The organism is Pseudoxanthomonas winnipegensis (assembly GCF_030322905.1).
Taxonomy (GTDB): domain Bacteria; phylum Pseudomonadota; class Gammaproteobacteria; order Xanthomonadales; family Xanthomonadaceae; genus Pseudoxanthomonas_A; species Pseudoxanthomonas_A winnipegensis.
In genome coordinates this window covers 4,063,968-4,083,591 of the sequence record NZ_CP095475.1, presented here as the reverse complement: position 1 = coordinate 4,083,591, position 19,624 = coordinate 4,063,968, and the positions used below count along the sequence as shown (strand labels likewise).

Genomic DNA, 19,624 nt, shown 5'->3' with positions numbered 1-19,624 from the left:
GAGGCTTCCCTCCCCGCGCCTCGGGTTCTGCGCATCGTCCGACCTATCGTTCGATGGCAGCGCGAAGCGAGCATTCCCCGGCGCGCGCTGGCGCCGCAGGTTGAAGCGGATAGTGGCCCTATTCTGAATCAGACCCAAGGCCGTCCAGGGGTCTGCAACATGGGTGGGAGAGGCCTCCGAACGCCAAGGGGGGCGGAAGCAGAGACTAAAACATTGGTCAGATCATACTTTCGGGGCGTGGGGCCCTGATCGCAGCAGTTAATCAGCGCTGGCCCTTTGGCCGCTCCTTGAACTCGGCAATCAGCTGCGCGAGGTCGTCGTCTTCGGCATAGAAGTAGGCGACGGGAAGCCCGAGGACGGCGGCGAGCCGCTGCAGGGTCTGCAGGTCGGGCTGGTGGACGCCGGTCTCGTAGCGGTTCACGCGGGTGCTGGCGACGAATTCGTCCAGGCCGGCGGCGATGCCGAGGGCGCGCTGCGAGATCGCATGCGTCTCGCGCGCCTGGCGAAGCCTGCGGCTGTAGACGGGGAGCGACGGCTTGTCAGCCACGGGCGCGTACTCGTGTGCCTTCCATGCAGGAAAGCTTCCGGTCGCCCGGGCTGCCTCGATACTACGATTTACGTAGCCTAGCGAGCGCGGCGATGAAGTTGCGCAAGTAGAACGCGGCGTGCAGCCAAGTTTGTCTTGGTCGGCCGCGGTGCGGCTGCACGTGCCGAGACGCATGTCGTGGCCTGGTGCGTGCTGACTCTGCTAAAGAACTGCTTCAGCGCTTCTTTGGTCAGCGGTTGCCTGATGGCTTCGACGTGGCCGTCGAGTCCGCGTCGTCAGACCTTTCCCATGACCAACTTCCTCGAAGATCAGGCCTGCCCCAGCTGGCGCATGACCCTGGCCAGGGAGCGGATGGGCTCCTCACTCCGATGCGCGTCCAGGACGCTCAGCGCTTCCGCGTCATCCTCGATGTAGAAGAAGCTGATCGGCAGCGCCAGCACGTCGGCGAACAGCTTCTGCAGCCCCAGCTTGGGCTGATGGACGCCGGTTTCATAGCGACTGATCCGCGCACTGGCGCCGGACTCATCCAGGCGCGCGGCGACCGCCAGATGGATCTGGGAGAACCCGTAGAAATCCCGCGCCTCGCGCAGGCGTCGGCCGTAGACATTGCCTGGCGGCTTCCGCGTCATGCGTGCATATCAGTCCTCGATATGCGGAAGCTTCAGAAACGGCGCTTGACATCGATACTACGTAAAACGTAGTGTTCACGGTGCTACGTATATCGTAGTCATGGGACCTTTCGCCTTGAGAGCTGGCGCGTGCGGCCGCCGCTCGGCGTGGGCGTGGGGAAAGCAAGTCAACAGACGGGAATACGCCTTCGTTTGCGGCTGTCCGACAGCCGCAACGCTCAGGTCGTGCCTGTCGGATGCCAACGGGGAAGACGCATCATGGATTCGCGGCAATCACGACATGTCGTTCGCAGCATGCTGTTCTGGATCGCCGTCGCGCTGAGCGGCGCGGTCGACGCACAGGAAGTCACACGCAAGACCGATAGCGACAAGCAGCCCACGGACTCAGGGCAGGACGACCCGTCGACCCCGTCCGCCGTCCAACTCGACACCGTCCAGGTCACCGGCACCCGCATCAAAGGCGGCACCACGCCTTCGCCGGTGATTACCATCGACAGCACGCGCATCCGCGAGGAAGGCTTCACCGACCTGGGTGAGTTGATCCGCAGCCTGCCGCAGAACTTTGGCGGCGGGCAGAATCCGGGTGTGGCCACCGGCGCGGCGGCGGGCGGCCCGGCCAACCAGAACATCACCGGGGGATCGAGCCTCAACCTGCGCGGCCTGGGCCCGGATGCCAGTCTGACCCTGCTCAACGGCCGCCGCCTGGCGTACAGCGGATTCGCGCAGGCAGTCGACCTCGGCGCGATTCCGCTGGATGCGGTCGATCGGCTTGAGATCGTGCCCGACGGGGCCTCCGCGGTGTACGGCTCCGACGCGGTCGGCGGTGTCGCCAACGTCATCCTCAAGCGTGACTTCGAGGGGATCACGCTCGGCGCACGCTATGGCGGCGCGACCGATGGCGGCCTGGCCACGCATGAGGCCACCGCGACCGCCGGCACCACCTGGGCAGGCGGTGGACTGGTGGCGGCGTGGAAACAGGGCTCGAACGACCCCATCCGTTCCGATCAACGGGACTACACGGGTGCCATGCTGCGCCCCTCCACGCTGTGGCCCGATGGCGAACTGCGCAGCGGCGTGCTGAGCCTGCACCAAGCACTGGGAGAGACGCTCGAGCTGCGGCTGGACGGCCTGCGCAGCGCGAGGGAAACGCAGACCTCCCAGTCCTACGGAAGCGTCTATTACCCCTATCGGGCCAAAACCCATACCACGCTGGTGGCACCGAGCCTGCTATGGCGCCTGAGCGACGACTGGACCCTGCAGCTGGACGCAGCGCTCGGCAAGGACAAGACCGCGTTCGCCCAGCCGGCGATCCTGGCCGCGACAGGACAGTCGCTGAGCAGCGGCACCGGCGCCTACAGCAACGCCAGCCACAGTTATGAGCTTGGCGTGGAGGGCGCGCTCCTTTCCCTGCCTGCCGGTGATGCGCGGCTGGCGGCTGGCGCGGGATACCGTTCTAACGATTTTCTCTACCAGCGATATGCCGACGGCGCCCAGGCCAGCCGCTTCGCCTATGCGGAGGTCAGCGTCCCACTCATCGATGCCGCGCAGGGCGCTGGTGGGGTGGACCGTCTCGAACTGACCGGCGCGGTCCGCACCGAGGATGGCGATTACGGCAGGGTCAACACGCCCAAGCTGGGGCTGATTTATTCGCCGAGCTCCGGAATCACGTTCAAGGCGGCGTGGGGTCGGTCATTCAAGGCCCCCACGTTGATGCAGCGATTCTCCGGGCAGACCGGTATCTATTACCTCGCTTCGACGTTCGGCGCGACGGGCCTTCCGGCGGATGCCACCGCGCTCTGGCTCTCCGGCGGAAACCGCGATCTGCGACCGGAACGTGCGCGGACCTGGAGCGCGTCGCTGGCCTTGCATCCCGAGGCCCTGCCGGGGCTGGAGACCGAGCTGACCTGGTTCGACATCGATTACACCCAGCGCATCCTGCAGCCCATCACCTCCTACGATGTGTTCGGCAACGCCACCTATGCGGATTTCGTGACGCTGGCGCCGACGGCCGGCGAGCAGTCCGCGGCACTGGCCGGGGTGAGCGATTTCTACAACTACGCCGGCTCGCCCTATGACTCGAACAAGGTGGTGGCAATCATCGATGGCCGCTATGTCAATGCGTCGCGCCAGCGGATCAAAGGGGTCGATCTTTCCGGCGCCTATCGCTTCGGGGCCGGCGAGGGCGACCTGACGGTCCGCGGTGCGGCCAGTTGGCTCGACAGCAAGCAGTCCATCGCGGCGGATCAGGCACCCGTTGCGCTGGCAGGCACGCTCTTTCATCCGGTTCGCATCAACGCCCGGCTGGGAATGGTGTGGGACCGGCGGGGCATGACGGCGAGTGTGTTCGGCAATTACAGGGAAGGCGTCAGGGATGCGACGCGCGATATCCGCGGCGCCTCCTTCACCACCCTGGACGCCACGCTCCGCTACGAGACCGGCCCCGGCAGCGGCCCCTGGCATGAGCTTGCGTTCGAGCTTGCGGGACAGAACCTGCTTGATCGCGCGCCGCCCTCCTATCTCGCGCCCTCGCCGAGCTACGCACCTTACGACTCGACGAACTACTCGGCCGTCGGGCGCTTCCTCAGCATGTCCATCTCCAAGCACTGGTGATGGCGATGCGACGGCTGATGTTGCTGACCCTGCTGGTGCCCGGATACGCGGCCGCCATGACCGCGGTCCAGCCACGGGATCTTGTGGAAGTCGCGGATTTCGGGGTGCCGGTGATTTCGCCCGATGGCCGCTCGGTGGCTTATCGGGTCGAACAGGCCTCGGTGGAGCGCAATACTTACGACGCCTTCTGGTACGTGCAGTCGCTGGAGCCGGGCGCCTTCCCCAGGCGGGTCGCCGACGGGGGTGTGGTGCTGCGCGATTCGGCCGGCACGCCCTTGCCCGCCACGGTGCTCTGGTCTGGCGATGGGCGATGGCTCTACTACCGCGCCTTGATTGACGGCAGGCTCGATGTCTGGCGTGCCTCGGCCGATGGGCGCGGGGCGCGGCCCGTCACACAGGACTCGGCGGATGTGCGGGCATTCTCGCTCTCGCGGGATGGTCGGAGCCTGCGTTACAGCGTTGGCGCCAAGCGCGAAGCGGTCGTGGCCGCGGAGCAGGCCGAGTACGACCAGGGCGTGCGGATCGACGGCACGGTGCCCATCGGCCAGGGGCTTGTGCGCTCTGGCGCCGTCGACGGGAGGCTGGCGACCCAGCGCTACGCTGGCGTCTGGTTCGATCGTGCCTCTTTGCTGGCCGATGTGCCGGACCGCTGGAAGACCTTGGATCTCGGGACCGGAGCGCTCGTAGAGGCCGGGCAGGCGTCGGAGGGCGACAGCCCGGAAGAAGCGCGCATCGTCCGTCGTTTCCCGGATGCGTGGAAGACCGCCGGGTCCTCCGACGGTCGCTGGGTCGCTTTGCTGACCCGCTTCGGCGAAAAGGCCGGTCTGCAGTCGCCGCCCAACGTCAGGCTGTCGGCGGCCACGCTCGATGACCGCCGCCCGCCCGTCGTATGCACGCATGCGCTGTGTACGGGTCAGGCGATCTCGGCCATCCAGTGGCGGCCGGGACGCGACGAGGTCCTGTTCACCGTGACCGATCGTCTGGCCGGCGGCGCGCAGTCCATCTTTCGATGGAATGTGCGGACGGGCGAGGTCCACGCGGTGGCCAGGTCGGCTGGGCTGCTCAACGGCGGCCGCGAGATCGGCAGCCGATGCGGGGCATCCGCCCACACGCTGGTGTGTGTCCGCGCCAGCGCGAATCAGCCGCCACGTCTGGAAGCCATCGACATCGATCGGGGAACCACGCACGTGTTGTACGATCCCAACGCCGCCCTGGGTCATGCGCTCGCCGTTTCGACGCCCGCCGTCGCCCTGCGCTGGAGCGACGCGCGCGGGCAGGTCTTCACCGGCCAGTTCTATGCCGCCAGGTTATCGCCTGGGCAGCCGGCGCCGCCCTTGTTCGTCAACTACTACCTGTGCTCGGGCTTCGTCCGCGGCGGGGTGGGCGATGAGTGGCCCTTCGCCAGCCTCGCGGCGAACGGGATCTCCGCACTGTGCATCAACGACACGCCGTATCGGCTGGATCCGCTGTCGCGCTATCAGGATGCGCGCTCGGCTGTGGAGAGCGCGGTTAGGCAGCTTGCCGGCGAGCATCGCATCGACCCGCACCGAGTCGGCATGGGCGGCCTGAGCTTTGGCAGCGAGGTGACGCTGTGGGTCGCCATGCAAACCGATCTGCTCTCGGCGGCGTCGGTCAGTTCGCCCTCGGTCTCTTCCACCTACTATCTTTTCGGATCGTTGAAAGGCGATATGTTCGCGGCCGGGCTGAAGGAACTCTGGGGCTTGGGTGCTCCCGACCAGACGCCCAAGCGCTGGAAATTGCTGTCGCCGGAATTCAATGTGAACCGCATCCAGGCGCCGATCCTGTTCCAGATGCCGGAGCAGGAATACCTTCCGGCGTTGGACTATGCGGCGGAGCTGATACGACGGGGGAGGGCGGATCTCTACGTGTTCCCGAACGAGCCGCATCAGAAGTTCCAGCCCCGGCACAAGCTGGCGGTCTATGAGCGCAACCTGGACTGGTTCAGGTTCTGGCTGCAGGGCGTCGAAGACCCGTCCCCGAACAAAGAGGCCCAATACGTGCACTGGCGTGAGATGCGCAGGCAAGGCAATGCCATGCCCGGCGAGAGTTCCGCACCGTCGCGTCAGCGTTGATGACGCACCCAGTTCTCGATCATGCAGAGATCGAAGAGGCGCATGAAAGTGTCGTCCCGCGCGACCGGGGGTTGTGTCAGATAGCACTCGAGCGCCGCTCGATCCAGCAGGCCGTGGGACTGAAGGCTACCCTCCAGCAGGAAGCTGGCGATGGCCTGCCTGCGCCTGCGGTACACGCCGGCGGTGTAGTTCATGAAGGTGCCCTTGCTGCGTCGGTTGAGGATGGCTTTGGGCAGATCCCCGCAGAACGCATCCCGTGCGATGGCACGGTTCCGTCCGCCGTCAATCCACATCCAGCTGGGGACGCGCAGACAGGCCTCCACCACGGGCTGGGCGAGCAGGGGCATACGGACGCGACGCCCGCCGCCCCGCGGCGCTGCGTCGCCGAAGAGTTGGGTGCCGATCAGCCCCCCAGCGAGCGCGTTCCGAGGCGCTTCGAACCAAGGATGGAGTTTCAAGGAAGGCAATTGCCAGCTCGCGCTGAGAAACCGTGTGTCCGGTGCAGGCGGGTAGTGGGGTCGCCGATAGAGCTTGCGCAGGGTCAGCCATGCGGCCTTGGCCAAGGTGCAGCCGTGCAGTCGGCTGAGGTTGCCGATTGCCTTGAATCCCTCCGTCAATCCGCATGCCCGGAACGCGTCCGCCGCTGGCGAGGCCGTGCTCAGGTAAGCGAACACCGTGTCTCCGCCACCGCCGGAGAACATTGCGCTCACCGCCGCCTTTTCGGCCGCCTCATCCATGATCCGGCCGACACTACGACCTAGGACCCATACGGCCGGGCGCAGCGACGACGCTGGCACCGGGAAGTCGATCTGTGCATCATCGAAGTCCAGGGTGCATGCGTGAAGTTCCACATCCAGTAGCTCGGCGATCAGCGCGGCATAGCGGCGCTCGTCCGCCCCGCGCAGCGGCGTGACCGCGGTGCAGCACGACACTCGCGCGGACGTCTTGGCCAGGCATGCGCCGACGATGGAGGAATCCAGCCCGCCAGAAAGCTCGAGCAATAGGCCGTCATCCTCGCTGGCCAGGGTATCGACCACCTTAGTTACCGCCTCACGTACCGCGTCGGCCGCTGCCTCAGGATCGCGCTGGTGCTGCGTTCTTCCCATGAATTGCCACGGGGTCCACATCGCTTGGACGTCCGCGTGGCCTCGCGCGGTCAGGGTCACGGTGTTGCCGGGAAGCAGCTCCTGGATGCCGCCCAGCCCGGTACGTTCCAGCTTGAGGTGAGGGTAGGCCACACAGTGTTGGATGAACACCCAGTCGATCACGTTGCGATACAGCCCAACAGCGGCGGCGATGGCGACGCTCGAGGTCAGGAAGCAGCAAGACTCACGCGCCTGAAAGGCGCAACTCACGGCGCCGGAAGGATCACGCAATACCGAGATGGCCTCGCTCTGGTCGTCGTCAGGAAGCAGCAGCACATATTGGCCCCAGAAGTGCTCGAGCAGCCATCTGAATATGATTCCTTTCTCCGTCCGCTGCGGAAGGATTGATGTGAGCTCAGCCTCACGCCCGCGACTGTCGTAGAGCTTTCCCACGCATAGACCGCCGCCGGGCAGCTTTGCCACAGGCGTCGTGTACGGCGCGAAGAGCGTCACCCGGCCAACCTGGCCGCGAGGCCGCATCCCTAGGCGGGTAAGCTCATCGAGGACGCTTGCGCGTTCTGCATCTTCTGCGAATAGCCCGATGTAGTCGTAGGGCATCAGATCACCCGGATCGGCACATGGGACTCCGCGGAGCCCAGCGTGTCGTTCAGTACGCAACAGCCGCTTTGTACCCACGCGTGCGCGGAGAACGGATCGCACGCGAGGCCAATCACCAACTGTGCGTCATGTCCATGCTCCTGCAGGAAGCGAATCAGGGCCAGAGAGTCGATCAGGCAGCGCATCTGGATGGGGACGTAGGGCCGGACGATGTTGAAGCTGGCGGCCAGCAGGAGCAGTTCGTCGCTCGGCGCTGTGCGATCAGAGGTCGTGCCGTGTGTCCGGTTCCTGCTCAGCGCTCTGGCGACCTCTCCAAGGGTGCGTGTCCCGAGCCAACGTCGCGCCCCGATCACAGCGCGAAAGACATCGATGATCACTCGAAACGGAATCGCCCTCTGCGTCCAACTCGCCTCCACTGCGCTCCACTCCGGAGTTTCAAGAGGCGCGAGCGGATTGGCGAAATCTGTTGGCGGCTCCTGTTGCAGAATCCTGTGCGCGACGAGGCGTTCGATATCCGGGTCTTGCGGATTGTGAGTCTCGCGGTAGCGGCGAAAGCTGCGCTCGAGCTCCTCGGAAAGCGAAAAGTACCGGTCCTTTTCGATATCCAGAAAGACGAGCCGGCCATCCAGCTCGCAGAACGAGAGATCAGGATTCAACTGGATGCTCATGCGGCCCCCGGGAAAGAGGCGCGCCTTTCGGCGCGCCCCCTGCCTCACTCCTCGGAAATCCCCGGGCCGGGGTGACCCCCTATCGGCTCATTGGTACCGACACTCCCGCGGGTTTCCACACTGGCCACGCCCAGCTCGATGATGTCCGTGGACGCGGTGTCGCGTGCCTTCTCGTTGGTGTCCATCGCTCTCTCCTTGGGTTGTGTCATGGCGGATCCATGACAGGGCCAGCCTGGAACGGCGATGCGGTGTTCTCAAGTAATTTCTGTTGTGTACTCGAAGAATTCTTTTGGATGCTCAGTGCAGCCGGTCGCGGCGTTCGGCCAGCAGAGCGACGATCTGCGGGACCAGTTGCTTGCGGTGGGCGTGATAGTCACGCAGCGCCTGTTCGAGGCGTTGGAAGTCATGGGCGACGAAGAGCTGCTGGAGCCGATCCAGCTCTTCCGGCACGTCGATCTTCAACTCCGGCGTGGCGCGGCGGATCGGCGCCAAGCGGTCGTTGTGCCGGCGCACGGCCTGATGCAGCGACCACTGTCCGCTGCTGCGCGCAATCGCGTCGAACAGTTTCCACGTCCGCTTCGGCAGGTCGTCGTCGACGGCGGCCAGCACATTGAAGTGCGCCGATTCCTTGCGTACAGGCGAGGCGCAGGCCATGACCAGCAGTTGCTCCATCCAGTCGTACTGGTCGCGCAGACCCAGCTCGGTAGGCAGCGGCACCTGGAAGCCGTGGCGGGGGTGGTCGACGATCACGCCTTCGCCCGCGAGACGATACAGCGCGCATCGCACGGGTGTCGGGCTCATATGAAACTCGTGGGCGAGCGATGCCGGGTCGATGCGTTCGCCCGGGACATAGCGACCGGACTGAAGGGCGCGCCTGACCGTGCTGTACAGCAGTGCCGTCTTGGAGCGTACTGGATCCATCCTGCGTGTCCCCATCCGTGTCGCGCCGCCTCCCCGCGCCCGATCGTACACGCATCGCCAGGAAGTTTTGGAAGCGGATATTGCGAAGATGCGTGCCTCAACAATGGTCGGCGGTAACCCTGGGTATCGACGTGACCGCAAGGCACGGGGCGCGTGTCGTCGACGAGCGTTTTCGTACGTGCCCCTCTTTGCTCAAGCCCGCCCGGAGCTGGGACATGCATCACCCGCCGTGCCTGGCGTAGGATCCGCCGATGGCCTCCCTCCAGCGGCTCCCCGTCCCTGCGCTGCGCGGCCTGGTGGCATCGGTCTGGGCGCACGAACCCGCTGCGCCAAGGACGGATGCGCCGGCCACGATGCGCGAACATGTGCTGCCGACCGGTGCCACGCACCTGGCGGTGCGCATCGGCGGCGCGCCATTGCGGGTGTTCGATCATGCTTCGGATCGGTGTGGTCATCTTCTGGGCCACGCGGTGGTAGGAGGCGTGCGCACGGCTTACCACGTGCGCGATGTCGCGCAGCCGTCCATCTCGGTCGGTGCGATGTTGCGCCCGGGTGCCACCGCGGCACTGTTCGGCGCGCCCGAATCCGCCCTCGCCGGGCATCACACCCCGCTGGAGCTGCTGCTTCCCGCTGGCGAGGTCGACGCACTGCTTGCGCTGTTGCATGCCTGCGGCGACGGGTCGACGCGACTGGCGGCGTTCGAGGGCTGGCTGATCCGGCGCGCCGGCGGCCAGCGGCCGATCTTGCATCCGGCACTGGCTGTGGTGCTGCGGCGGCCTTGGTGCGCGGATCTGCGCGTCGAGGACATGGTGCGCGCCAGCGGGCTCAGCCATCGCCACTGCATCGCCATGTTCCGGCAGGCGACCGGTTTGGCGCCTAGCCAATGGCTACGGCTGCAGCGCTTCTCCCATGCGATAGACCTGGCGTGCGGGCAGGCTTCGAGCTGGGCCGAGATCGCCGCCTTGTGCGGATTCGCTGACCAGGCGCATCTGGCCAATACCTTTCGCGATGTGGCCGGGCTGACACCCTCTGCCTGGCGGCGGCTGGCCGATCCTGCGGCGCCAAGGCACGTGCCGCGCTGAGCCGCGCCCAGGTCAATTCCTTGCAAGACCATGCAAGGGCGGCGTCACAGAATAGGGACCCAACCCAGACGAGGAATGCGCATGGCAATCCAAGAACTCTATGCCTACCTGTGCGTGCGCGATGCCGCCGCAGCGATGGATTTCTACGCCCGCGCGTTCGGGGCACGCGAGCTGTTCCGCCTTACCGAACCGGACGGTCGCATCGGCCATGCCGAGGTGGATCTGGATGGGCATACGCTGATGCTGTCGGAGGAGTATCCCGACATGGGGGTTCGCAGCCCCGAGCACCTTGGTGCCACGCCGGTCACGCTGCATCTGCACGTGGACGATGCCGATGCGCTGGTGGCCCGTGCTGTGGCGGCGGGCGGGACGCTGGAGCGTGCGATGCAGGACCATTTCTACGGCGAGCGCTCCGGAACCGTGCGCGATCCCTTCGGACATCGCTGGCTGATCGGCCATGCGATTGAGTCGGTCACCCCGGAAGAGATGCAGCGACGCTACACCGCCCTGTTCGCAGCCGAGCGATAGGTCCCACGACGACCAGGCTCGATCCGTCGGTGCGGGAACCGGTGACGACCGCAGCTTGGACATCCTCGGGCGACCGTGGGCCCGGGCCGGGCATCCGTCAGCAGGCGCCCCGACGTGTTCGGTCGACACAGTGCTCTGGCAGGCGGTCAGACGCTCGGCCGCGCGCGCGGCCTCATCAGCATCATGGCGGCCAGCCCCGGCAGACCGACGAATCCGCAGAACACGATCCAGGCGAGGCGGACTCGTCCTGCAAGAGCTCTGCGGTGCGCGTAGTAGGCGGCGCACGCGGCGGAAGCCAACAAGAGGCACCCTGCGAACGCCATGATCGGCATGGGCAGGGGCGCGGGCGTCGCAGCGGACAATGGCGAGGTGGGCGCGAACACGGCGCGCGCCTGCTCCAGCGCAGCGTGCAGCGCCGGCGAGGGCCACCAGCTTCGGTAGCGGTGCAGGGCGGGGTAGTCGAAGGACAGGGACGTGGAATGCAGCACGGGGGGGCGCCCGTCATCGAAGCCGCGCAGCAGGAACAGTGAGGGTCGCGTGCCGTCCTCGGTATGCGCCAGTTCCGAGTCCACCAGGCAGACCAGGACACCGTCGCTCAGGGCGATCATGTCGAGGCTGCTCAGTCGTGCGGTGGCAGCAGGTAACGCGATGCGCGTCAGGAGTTTCGGCGAAGCCGCCTCAGCCAGGGCCGCATCGGCACGGAAGAAGTACAGTGCCTTGTCGCTCATCAGGGCCCATCGCCCACCGATGCGGCCGACGCCTGCGATGGTTTCGTCGTTGGGCACACCGAGCCAGCGCGTGATGGTCCGGTCGGCGCTGTCGTACCGGTACAAGGTGTCGCGTGCAAGCAGCGCCGTGTCGTCATCGGGCAGGCCGGGCAGGTGACCGATCGGCACGGCGACGTACGGAAACGCCTCGCGCTGCGGCCCGATGCCCAACGTGCCGACGGCGCGCCCGTTGAGCAGGTTCTCGCCCTGCAGGCGCATCCGGTCATGGCTGAAGGTCCAGCGGACGTGGCGCTCCGGATCGTCGAACTGCAGGGATGTGAGGTTGCTCAATGCGTTGCGCTGGGGCAGCTGCCGGAATCGAACAGTCAGGCCCTGCGGCTTGCCCGCCGCGACCGCAGCCTGCAGTCGCTCCAGATCGGCAGGCCGCGCGTCGTGCAGGGCCCTCAGCATGCGCGCGCGCGGCTCCATCTTCTCCGCCTCCGTGTGGCCGCCGGGCGGCGGCACGGCGGTGTTGAGGGGATGCGAGCCCTGCGCGATCCACAGGAACTCCGCGCCGAACAGCATCAGCAGCACGACCAGATATGCGCCCGCGCTCAGCGGAAGCGCCAGCAGCGCGCTCGCCCACGGGCCACGCGGCGTGGCCTCGACATCGGGCCTGAAGGCGCACAGCACCAAGGCGAGCAGCCAGGCGGCGACCAGCAGCTCGACCGCCAGCATCGCGATGCCGGTCGCATCGGCGAACGCGAGCCAGGCCAGCAGCGCCACGGCCGCCAGCGCGGTCCGCGGCCCGCGCAAAGCCCAGAAGGCACCCGCCAGATAGCCCGCCATCGCGCTCAGCCATGCGGCGCCGGGCAGCAGCCAATGACGCAGATCGACCACGCGCGCGGTCGTGCCCTGCTGCCAGGCGGCAAGCAGCAAGGTCGGCAGCAGCACCGCGACCAGCAGAACCACGCCTGCCGCGCCGCATAGCGTGAGCGCGATGCGCGTCGGCGGCACAGGGCGATGCAGCAGCGTGACCCAGTGACTGCCGCGGCGATAGCCGCCTATCTGATACAGCCCCAGCAGCGCACCGGCCAGCGCGTAGACGCCGCCGATGGCGCGATGGATGGGCAGAGTCTGCTGCGCCAGATCCATCAGGCGGGTGCCGAAGCCCAGCGCGCACAGGTGCACGAGCGCGGCGATGACGGCCCAGGTGCGGAAGCGCACGCATTCGACCTTGAACAGGCTCCACATGATGTGTCTCCAGGACTGGCGTCAGTGGACGGGCGGGGCCGCGTGGCGCATCGACAGGAAGGCGTTGACCGCGCGGTCCAGGCTGACCGGCATGGCGTCGATCGAGCGGGCGCCCGCGGCGCGCAGGAAGTCGGCGAAGGTCTCGTCCTGATCCAGCACCAGATAGTGATGCAGGCCGTCGAGCCGGCGCGCTTCCATCAGGCCGGGAATTGTCTCGTGCGGCGGACCCTTGAACGGGATATCCGCGATCCAGTAGGTGACCCGCTCGCAGAAGCCTTCCGGCGCCGACATATGCCTGAGCCTGCCATCCTCGAGCAGGATGAGGTTGTCGGCGACGCGCTCGATCTCTTCCATCTGATGCGAGCAATAGATCACCGTGCGGTCTTCCATGACGTTGCCGTGCAGCAGCGATTCGAGGAAGGCGCGCTTGGCGACCACGTCCAGTCCCAGGGTGGGCTCGTCCAGGATCAGCAGTTCCGGGCACTGCGCCAGGCTCAGGGCCAGGTTGAAGCCGGCGCGTTCGCCGCGCGAGAGCTGGGCGATCTTCTGCGTGGGCAGCAGCCGGTAGTGGCCGATGACCTCATCGAAGATCGGCTGCCGCCACTGCGGATACTGGCGGCGCTGCATCGCGGTGATCTCCTCGACCCGCATCCAGCCCGGCAGCGTGTGTTCTTCGTTGACGAAGCCGATGCGGGCGCGGTCGGCGGGCGTCAGCCGCTGGCTGTCGCGGCCCAGGATGCGCGCCTGTCCGCCGCTGGGCGAGAGGAAACCGAGCAGGATGCGGAACAGCGTGGACTTGCCTGCGCCGTTGGCGCCCACCATGGCGTGGATCTGGCCGCGCTGGATGCGCAAATCCAGCCCGTCCAGTGCGAACTTGTCGCCGTAGCGCTTGCTCAGCCGCACGGTTTCGATCGCCAGATCGTGCGCGCCGTCCCTGGCGCCGAACGTGTCGGAAGTCTCCATCACGCACGCTTGCGCGGAAGCGCGCGCTCGAACGCGTCGGCGATGCGCTGCTGCACGGTCTTGGCCGGCAGTCCGAGCGGGACGACGTCGTTGACGAACGTGGCGACCGCTTCATCCAGCCGGCGCTCGCGCTCGGCATCGGAGAGCCGTTGCCGCGGCGGCGCGACGTAGAAGCCCATGCCCTGCCGCGAATCGAGCCAGCCTTCGGACACCAGCTCGGCATAGGCCTTGGCCACGGTGTTGGGATTGATCGTCAGCTGCTGCGCCAGCCCGCGCACGCTGGGCAGCTGCTGCCCGTGGGTCAGGTCGCCGGTCGCGATCCGCATGCGGATCGCATCGGTGATCTGCCGCACGATGGGGCGTGGATCGCCGGTGGCGATCTGGATCATCAGCGCTGCGGTACGGGCCACCTCGTCGCTCCTGTTGATGTGTACTAATACAAATAGTACAGTTGCCTTCGACGGCTGTCCAGCACGGTTGGCCGATCGCCACGGCGCCTGCATCGGCAGGCGTCTTTTTTTATCCGATCTGTACTAATTGTAGTAGTACAGACAAACAGAGGAAACTCCGATGGATGCTCTACGCAAGCTGGCTCAGCGCATGCCGCGCCTGGCCGTTGTCGCACTGTCCTGTGCGGTCCTGCCCGTGTTCGCGCGCGTGCCCGACGCGGGCCCCGCTCGGTTCGCCGAGGTCGCGCGCTATTTCGAGAACTGCCATGCCGTGAGGGTCTGCAATGGCAGCTTCCTGGTCACGCAGCACGGCAAGGTCGTCTATCAGGGCGCCCTGGGAGAGGCCGACGCCAGCGCGCAGGTCGCGCTGACGGTGGGGGATGCCTTCGACATCGGCTCGGTCAGCAAGCAGTTCGCGGCCGCGGCCGTGCTGCGTCTGGCCGAGCGGGGCCAGCTGGCCCTGGACGACCCGGCTGCCAGGTACCTGCCGCAGCTGCCCTATGCCGACATCACGCTGCGCCAGCTGCTCACCCACACCTCGGGCGTGCCCGATGTCTTCCCGCTTTACACGCAGCTCCTCAAGCGGGGCGAGGTCGCCACGGCGATGCGCGGCGACGAGGCGGTCGCGCTGCTGGCGCAGCACAAGGCGCCGCCGCTGTTCGCGCCCGGTTCGGCCTTCGAGTACAGCAACACCGGCTACATCCTGCTCGCGCAGATCGTCGGCCGCGTCTCGGGCATGGACTACGCCGAGTACCTGCAGCGGGAGTTCTTCAAGCCGCTGGGAATGATGCACACGCGCGTGCGCCTGCCGGACAACGATGCGCTGATCCAGCCGCGCGCATGGGGTTTCATCGTCCGCCCGGACGGCAGCCGCAAGCCGTTCGACCAGATTCCGAACTTCTATCCCGTCGGTCCCGGCGGCATCTATTCCACCACGCACGATCTGCAGCTGTGGGCCGATGCGCTCCAGCAGGGCCGGGCGATGTCCAAGGCCAACTGGGCGCTGGCCACGACGTCGGCCACGCTGTCAGATGGCAGCAAGGTGCCGTACGGCTTCGGCTTCAAGTTGGTGGACTCCGCGCTCGGCCGGCGCATGGTCACCCATGGCGGCGATTGGCGGGGCTTCAAATCGGATCTGACCCTGTTGCCCGAGCAGGGCATCCAGATCGTGATGCTGACCAACAATGCGCAGGACGACAGCGTCGAGGCGGCGCGCGACGCCGTGGAAGCCATCCTGGCGGGCAAGCCGCGCCCGATGCTGCGCATGTCAGTGCACTGGGACCTGTACAAGCAGGTCGACAGCCTGGATGCGGCGCAGATCACGCGCTGGCTCGATCGGCAGTGGAAGGCGGTCCCGCAGCGTTACGACTTTCCGGGTCAGCCGCTGGAACAGGTCGCCGGCGAGCTGCTCAAGCGCAAGGCGGCGGACAAGGCCGTGGCCGTGCTGGAGTTCAACGCCCGCATCCATCCCAAGTCGCTGGACGCGTTGGATGGTCTGGTCGATGTCTATCGCGAAACGGGAAACCGCCAGGCGGCCATCGAACAGCTGCAGAAGATGATCGCGCTCAAGCCCGAGTCCAGGCGCCTGCGCCAGCGTCTTGCGCAGCTGCAGGGGGAGTGAGCGGCCGGCCACCCGCCATTACCCCACCATCCCGGGACATCGCACCGCCATTCACGCGAAGGCGGGAATCCAGGAACTCCGCAGGGAAGCATCGAGGCGCTGGGTTCGCGCCTACGCGGGAACGACGGTTTGCAGGGGTGCGCGGGCTCCGACTGCAGCCTGTGATCCAGGCAAGCTCCGCACGGAGCTCGCAGCCGCGGCTACCTATTTCCTCCACTCACGCCTTCGACCGCAACAGCGAAAGCGATGAGCGCAACGTCCATGGATTCCCGCTTTCGCGGGAATGACGGCATGTAGGTGCAGCTTCGGCGTTACGGTTCCTGCGCGGCTTAGTCGCGCTTGCCCCGCAGCCGCTCCAGCACGCCTTCCAGCGTGTCCAGGTCGGTGTAGTGGATCACCAGCTTGCCGCGGCCGTTGCGGCCGTGCGCGATGGCCACGGTCGTGCCCAGCGTCTCGGACAACTCGTTCTGCAGCGACGCGATATCCGCCTGCGGCACGGCCCGGGCCGGCTTCTTCTTGCCGCTGACCGGCACGCGGCCGGCGGCGAACTGCGAGGCGCGGTGTTCGACCTCGCGCACCGACCAGCCTTCGTCGGCGGCCTCGGCGGCCAGCTTGCTGGCCAGCTCCGGCGACAGGGTGAGCAGCGCGCGGGCGTGGCCCATTTCCAGCCGGCGCGCCTCGAGCAGCGCGCGGATCGCCGGCGGCAGCTCCAGCAGGCGCAGCAGGTTGGACACTGCCGCGCGCGAACGGCCGACGGCCTCGGCGGCCTGGCCGTGGGTCAGCGAGAATTCGTTGATCAGCCGCTGCAGCGACTGCGCCTCTTCCAGCGGATTGAGGTCCTCGCGCTGGATGTTCTCGATCAGCGCCATGGCGATGACGGTGCGATCGTCCAGCTCGCGCACCACCACCGGCACCTCGGCCAGGCCGGCCTGCTGCGAGGCGCGCCAGCGGCGCTCGCCGGCGACGATCTCGTAGCGGCCATCGTCCTGCTGGCGCACGACGATGGGCTGGATCACGCCCTGGGCCTTGATCGAGTCGGCCAGTTCGTCCAGCTTGGCCGGGTCCATCGCCATGCGCGGCTGGTAGCGGCCCGGCTGCAGCTGCCCCACGGGCACGTTGCGCAGGACTTCGCCAGGCTGGGCCTCGGCCGGTGCGGTCTCGGCGGCCTTGGGGCCGAGCAGCGCTTCCAGGCCGCGGCCCAGGCCGCGCTTCTTCGGGGCGGCGGACATCAATAGGTCTCCATGGGGGATTGCTGCGCACGCGTACGCTCCTGCTGGCGACGGATCAGTTCACCGGCCAGGCCAAGATACGCCACGCCACCGCGCGAGGTCCGGTCGTAGCCGACGATGCTCTGGCCGTGGCTGGGCGCCTCGGCCACGCGCACGTTGCGCGGCACGATGGTGCGGAACACCTTGTCGCCGAAGTGTTCGGTGAGTTCGGCCGAGACCGCGTTGGCCAGGTTGTTGCGTACGTCGAACATGGTGCGCAGCACGCCTTCGATCTCGAGCTTCGGATTGAGCCGGCCGCGGATGGCGCTGATGGTGTCCATCAGCGCAGACAGGCCTTCCAGCGCGTAGTACTCGCACTGCATCGGCACCAGCACCGCATCGGCGGCGGTCAGCGCGTTGAGCGTCATCAGCGACAGCGCCGGCGGGCAGTCGATCAGGATCCAGTCGTAGTCGGCGCGCAGCGGCTCCAGCGCCGACTTCAGGCGCTGCTCGCGCTCGGGCTGGTCCATCAGCTGGATCTCGGCGGCGGTCAGGTCGATGTTGGCCGGCAGCAGGTCGAAGTCCTCGGCCGTGCGCACGATCGCCGCGCGCGCCTCGCATTCGCGCAGCAGCACCTCGAAGGCCGAGGCCTCGATCTGGCGCTTGTCCACGCCGCTGCCCATGGTCGCGTTGCCCTGGGCATCCAAATCCACCAGCAGCACGCGCTGCGGCGTGCGGGCCAGGCCGGCGGCGAGGTTCACGGCGGTGGTGGTCTTGCCCACGCCACCCTTCTGGTTGGCGATGGCGACGATGCGGGCCATGCGAGGGCGTGTCCTGGGGGAATGGGAAAGGAACGGGGGATTATGCGGGTTTCGGTCAGGCGCGTCCCACCGTGACCAGGTGACGCTCGCCGTCCTGGCCGGGCACGGTCAGCGGCGTGGCCTCCACCAGCCGCCAGCCGGCGGGCAGGGCGGCGATCTCGGCGTGCGGCATCACGCCCTTCATCGCCAGCAGCAGGCCATCGGGCTTGAGCAGGTGGCCGCCGACCTCGACGATGCCGGCCAGCGTGTCCAGCGCGCGGGCGGTGAGGCGATCGAACGCGCCCGGGCGATCCAGCGCCTCGGCGCGGCTCTCGGCCACGCTGGCGTTGGTCAGCCCCAGCTGGCGCACGGCTTCGCGCAGGAAGCGCGCCTTCTTGCCGTTGCTCTCCACTAGGGTCACCTGCAGGCGCGGATGGGCGATGGCCAGCGGGATGCCGGGCAGGCCGGGGCCGGTGCCTAGGTCGGCCAGCGTGCCCTCGGAGACGAAACGGTGCATCGCCAGCGAATCGAGCAGGTGGCGGGTGACCATCTGCCGCGGGTCGCGCACGGCGGTGAGGTTGTAGGTGCCGTTCCAGCGCACCAGCAGGGCCAGATAGGCCAGCAGCGGCGAGGCCAGCGCGGTGGACAGGCCGAGTTCGGCCAGCCCGTCGCGCAGCGGCGCGTCCAGGCCGGCGGGGAGGGAATCGTGGGTCATCGCCGGCGATTTTATCGCAGGCCCGGGGCCGCGCCGTCCGGCGCCGCGCGCCAGGCCACCGCGGCCAGGTAGTGCGGATGCGGCTGCCACTGGTGCAGGGTCCAGTCCGAGGGTGCGCCCAGGCGCGGATCGCAGGCGACCAACTGCAGCGGCGTGGCGTCCAGCGCGTCCAGGCCGCCGACGGGCGCGAACGTCAGCCGCTCCAGTCCGAACGAGATGCCATGCCCGTGCGCCTTCAGCAGCGCCTCCTTGGCGCACCACAGGCGCAAGAACGCGCTGGTGCGTTCCTGCTCGGGTAGCGCGCGCAGTGCCTGCGTCTCGGCAGGGGCGAAGAAGCGCTCGGCCAGCTCCAGCGCGCGTGGACGCGGACGCAGGCGCTCGACGTCCACGCCCAGCTGCACCTGCGGCCCGGTCGCCAGCAGCAGCGCGTCGCCGCTATGGCTCCAGCCCACATCGTGCGCGGCCAGCGCGCCTTCCAGCCGCGGGCGCCCGCGCGGATCGCGCCGCAGCGGCAGCGCCTCGGGCGCGGTGTCGAACCACGCCGCCAGCAGCGGACGCGCGACCGGCTCGCCCGAACCGCGCGCAGGATGCGAGGTCCACCACACCTGCAGCGGCCCGATGTGGTGCTGCGCAAAGAACGTTTCGCTCGGTTCAGCCATGTGCATGCGACAGGCCGCGCGATGGAAATTCGTCGGAGAACCAGCCCTGCGTTTGTGAAGGCCGCCGCACGCAGCGGCCCGCGCGGCCCTGATTTTCAAGGGGTTTGGCGCGTGCGGTGTGTCCTTCGTATACGACGGTTTCACGCCTGCGGCCGCCAAATCGTCCCACCCCCGCGACGGGGCTTTTCACCCTACGAATCGAGGAGAGCATCATGGGCATCATCATTTGGCTGATTGTGGGCGGCGTCGTTGGCTGGCTCGCCAGCATCATCATGCGTCGTGACGCCCAGCAGGGCATCATCCTGAACATCGTCGTCGGCATCGTCGGTGCCGCCATCGCCGGTTTCCTGGGCGGCGGCAGCATCAACCAGGCCATCACCGTCGGCACCTTTCTGTGGTCGCTGCTCGGCGCGGTGATCCTGCTTGCGATCGTGAACCTGTTCACCCGCAAGAGCGTGCGCTAAGCG

The 19,624-nt window shown here is 67.4% G+C and carries 19 protein-coding genes; 6 read left to right on the top strand and 13 right to left on the bottom strand.

Translation table 11 applies throughout. From position 1 onward, the window contains the following. Positions 1–262: 262 nt before the first annotated feature. Both MWN52_RS18015 and MWN52_RS18010 read right to left on the bottom strand, forming a co-directional pair. Positions 263–547: a helix-turn-helix domain-containing protein gene (locus MWN52_RS18015; RefSeq protein WP_286575767.1), complete on the bottom strand. Its 285-nt coding sequence runs from the start codon at positions 545–547 to the stop codon at positions 263–265. A gap of 308 nt (positions 548–855) precedes the next feature. Next, complete coding sequence (locus MWN52_RS18010; RefSeq protein ID WP_286575766.1) at positions 856–1,176, bottom strand: helix-turn-helix domain-containing protein; 321 nt, start codon at positions 1,174–1,176, stop codon at positions 856–858. A gap of 294 nt (positions 1,177–1,470) precedes the next feature. Here MWN52_RS18010 and MWN52_RS18005 point away from each other — a divergent pair, with 294 nt between their 5' ends. Further along, entirely contained in the window at positions 1,471–3,786 is a 2,316-nt protein-coding gene (locus MWN52_RS18005; RefSeq protein ID WP_286575765.1) for a TonB-dependent receptor plug domain-containing protein, read from the top strand. Between the two features lie 17 nt (positions 3,787–3,803). Beyond that, on the top strand, positions 3,804–5,879 hold the full coding sequence (locus MWN52_RS18000) for an Atxe2 family lasso peptide isopeptidase (RefSeq protein ID WP_286575764.1): 2,076 nt from the start codon (positions 3,804–3,806) through the stop codon (positions 5,877–5,879). On the opposite strand, the gene MWN52_RS17995 is transcribed toward MWN52_RS18000, so the two are convergent. The 4 genes from MWN52_RS17995 to MWN52_RS17980 all read right to left on the bottom strand — a co-directional run bounded on the left by MWN52_RS17995 (position 5,870) and on the right by MWN52_RS17980 (position 9,171). After that, entirely contained in the window at positions 5,870–7,582 is a 1,713-nt protein-coding gene (locus MWN52_RS17995; protein ID WP_286575763.1) for an asparagine synthase-related protein, read from the bottom strand. The two genes, MWN52_RS18000 and MWN52_RS17995, sit on opposite strands and share 10 nt — an antisense overlap. After that, the gene (locus MWN52_RS17990) at positions 7,582–8,250 is read right to left on the bottom strand and encodes a lasso peptide biosynthesis B2 protein (protein ID WP_286575762.1); all 669 of its coding nucleotides are present in this window, start codon (positions 8,248–8,250) and stop codon (positions 7,582–7,584) included. Before MWN52_RS17990 ends, MWN52_RS17995 begins: the two co-directional genes overlap by 1 nt. Before the next feature lie 44 nt (positions 8,251–8,294). Further along, a complete protein-coding gene (locus tag MWN52_RS17985; RefSeq protein WP_286575761.1) occupies positions 8,295–8,435 on the bottom strand; it encodes a benenodin family lasso peptide in 141 nt (46 codons plus the stop codon). A gap of 112 nt (positions 8,436–8,547) precedes the next feature. Then, complete coding sequence (locus tag MWN52_RS17980; RefSeq protein ID WP_286575760.1) at positions 8,548–9,171, bottom strand: GntR family transcriptional regulator; 624 nt, start codon at positions 9,169–9,171, stop codon at positions 8,548–8,550. 251 nt (positions 9,172–9,422) lie between these two features. Between MWN52_RS17980 and MWN52_RS17975 the strand changes: the two genes are divergently transcribed. Together MWN52_RS17975 and MWN52_RS17970 are read left to right on the top strand one after the other, a co-directional pair. Then, positions 9,423–10,253 carry a helix-turn-helix domain-containing protein gene (locus MWN52_RS17975; RefSeq protein ID WP_286575759.1) on the top strand — a complete coding sequence of 277 codons (831 nt, stop codon included), beginning with the start codon at positions 9,423–9,425 and terminating at the stop codon, positions 10,251–10,253. 81 nt (positions 10,254–10,334) lie between these two features. Beyond that, positions 10,335–10,781, top strand: a complete 447-nt coding sequence (locus MWN52_RS17970; protein WP_286575758.1) for a VOC family protein — start codon at positions 10,335–10,337, stop codon at positions 10,779–10,781. A gap of 146 nt (positions 10,782–10,927) precedes the next feature. Here the strand turns inward: MWN52_RS17970 and MWN52_RS17965 are convergent, their stop codons facing one another. From MWN52_RS17965 to MWN52_RS17955, 3 genes are read right to left on the bottom strand one after another with little or no spacing between them, the layout of a single operon-like run. Further along, the gene (locus MWN52_RS17965; RefSeq protein WP_286575757.1) at positions 10,928–12,742 is read right to left on the bottom strand and encodes a hypothetical protein; all 1,815 of its coding nucleotides are present in this window, start codon (positions 12,740–12,742) and stop codon (positions 10,928–10,930) included. Positions 12,743–12,763: 21 nt separating this feature from the next. Then, entirely contained in the window at positions 12,764–13,705 is a 942-nt protein-coding gene (locus tag MWN52_RS17960) for an ABC transporter ATP-binding protein (protein ID WP_286575756.1), read from the bottom strand. Next, on the bottom strand, positions 13,705–14,115 hold the full coding sequence (locus MWN52_RS17955; RefSeq protein ID WP_286575755.1) for a GntR family transcriptional regulator: 411 nt from the start codon (positions 14,113–14,115) through the stop codon (positions 13,705–13,707). Before MWN52_RS17955 ends, MWN52_RS17960 begins: the two co-directional genes overlap by 1 nt. A gap of 160 nt (positions 14,116–14,275) precedes the next feature. Here MWN52_RS17955 and MWN52_RS17950 point away from each other — a divergent pair, with 160 nt between their 5' ends. Then, positions 14,276–15,775, top strand: a complete 1,500-nt coding sequence (locus MWN52_RS17950) for a serine hydrolase domain-containing protein (RefSeq protein ID WP_286575754.1) — start codon at positions 14,276–14,278, stop codon at positions 15,773–15,775. Between the two features lie 329 nt (positions 15,776–16,104). Here MWN52_RS17950 and MWN52_RS17945 read toward each other — a convergent pair whose 3' ends face one another. Genes MWN52_RS17945 through MWN52_RS17930 form a run of 4 tightly spaced genes read right to left on the bottom strand, consistent with a single transcriptional unit; the run spans position 16,105 to position 19,157 of the window. Further along, the gene (locus MWN52_RS17945) at positions 16,105–17,004 is read right to left on the bottom strand and encodes a ParB/RepB/Spo0J family partition protein (protein WP_130521603.1); all 900 of its coding nucleotides are present in this window, start codon (positions 17,002–17,004) and stop codon (positions 16,105–16,107) included. After that, positions 17,004–17,804, bottom strand: coding sequence for a ParA family protein (locus MWN52_RS17940; RefSeq protein WP_286575753.1), 801 nt, complete (start codon positions 17,802–17,804; stop codon positions 17,004–17,006). The genes MWN52_RS17945 and MWN52_RS17940 overlap by 1 nt, the downstream gene beginning before the upstream one ends. Before the next feature lie 55 nt (positions 17,805–17,859). Next, the gene (gene rsmG, locus MWN52_RS17935; protein WP_130521607.1) at positions 17,860–18,498 is read right to left on the bottom strand and encodes a 16S rRNA (guanine(527)-N(7))-methyltransferase RsmG; all 639 of its coding nucleotides are present in this window, start codon (positions 18,496–18,498) and stop codon (positions 17,860–17,862) included. 11 nt (positions 18,499–18,509) lie between these two features. Beyond that, complete coding sequence (locus MWN52_RS17930) at positions 18,510–19,157, bottom strand: 4'-phosphopantetheinyl transferase family protein (protein ID WP_286575752.1); 648 nt, start codon at positions 19,155–19,157, stop codon at positions 18,510–18,512. A 212-nt stretch (positions 19,158–19,369) separates the two neighbouring features. Here MWN52_RS17930 and MWN52_RS17925 point away from each other — a divergent pair, with 212 nt between their 5' ends. Continuing rightward, entirely contained in the window at positions 19,370–19,621 is a 252-nt protein-coding gene (locus MWN52_RS17925; RefSeq protein ID WP_130521611.1) for a GlsB/YeaQ/YmgE family stress response membrane protein, read from the top strand. Positions 19,622–19,624: the final 3 nt, after the last annotated feature.